This is a genomic window from Porphyromonas uenonis 60-3, from assembly GCF_000174775.1.
Classification (GTDB): Bacteria; Bacteroidota; Bacteroidia; order Bacteroidales; family Porphyromonadaceae; genus Porphyromonas; species Porphyromonas uenonis_A.
Genome location: NZ_ACLR01000201.1, coordinates 1 through 586 on the forward strand (window position 1 = coordinate 1; position 586 = coordinate 586).

General features: G+C 50.2%; 1 protein-coding gene. It reads left to right on the forward strand.

Annotated elements, in window-relative coordinates; genetic code table 11:
* Positions 1–75: 75 nt before the first annotated feature.
* Positions 76–586, forward strand: a 511-nt coding sequence (traN, locus tag PORUE0001_RS07930; protein WP_232501441.1) for a conjugative transposon protein TraN, incomplete at its 3' end; no start/stop codon positions are given.

Consider the following 586-nt stretch of genomic DNA (forward strand, 5'->3'; position numbering starts at 1 on the left):
TTCGCCCTCCTAACACTAGGAGCTGGCGCATTCTCCACCGCCCACGCTCAGTCGTCAGGCGACCTTTATCAAGGCTTGACGAGAGGTATGCCTGATGGTCGTACCGTTATACCGTATGGACTAGAGGTCACCTTTGACAAGACCACCCATCTCATCTTTCCCGCACCGATACGCTATGTGGACTTAGGGAGTGCCAACATTGTCGCTGCTAAGGCGGAAAGCGCAGAGAACGTACTCCGTGTTAAAGCCTCCGTCAAGGACTTTGAGACAGAAACCAATATGTCGGTAATCTGCACCGATGGCTCTTTTTTCGCTTTCAATGTGAAGTATGCCAAGGAGCCTGAGAAGCTGTCGCTAGAGATGGTGGACTTCCTGCACGCTGGTGAAGGTAATCTACCTTCAAACAAGGCAGATATATACTTCAAGGAGCTAGGCAATGAGACCCCTACGCTCGTACGACTACTGATGTCTACGATACACAAGCAGGATAAGCGACTGGTCAAGCATATATCGGCCAAGCAGTTTGGTATGCAGTTTGGTCTCAAAGCTATCTATGCGCACAATGGCTTGCTCTACTTCCACACGT